1 protein-coding gene is annotated in these 206 nt (G+C 67.5%); it reads left to right on the plus strand.

Annotation, left to right across the window (positions count from 1 at the left end; translation table 11 throughout):
• Nucleotides 1-206, plus strand: a 206-nt coding sequence (locus tag QP413_RS10250; protein WP_284781639.1) for a hypothetical protein, incomplete at both ends; no start/stop codon positions are given.

A 206-nucleotide genomic window follows, 5' to 3' on the forward strand; every position in this document is an offset into this window, starting at 1 on the left:
GCGGGCAAGGGTGCGGCCGCGAAGGGCAAGAAGAAGGCCACAGACCGCAGCGGCAAGCCCCTGGAGCTGGCCGTGGGGGATCGCGTCAACCACGATAAGTACGGCCTGGGCACCGTCAAGAGCGTCGATGGTGCGGGCAGCCACACCACCGTCATGATCGACTTCGGCAGCCGCGGCACCGTGCGCCTCATGCTCTTTGGTGGCGT

It is taken from the genome of Corynebacterium sp. UMB4614 (assembly GCF_030217065.1).
Taxonomy (GTDB): domain Bacteria; phylum Actinomycetota; class Actinomycetes; order Mycobacteriales; family Mycobacteriaceae; genus Corynebacterium.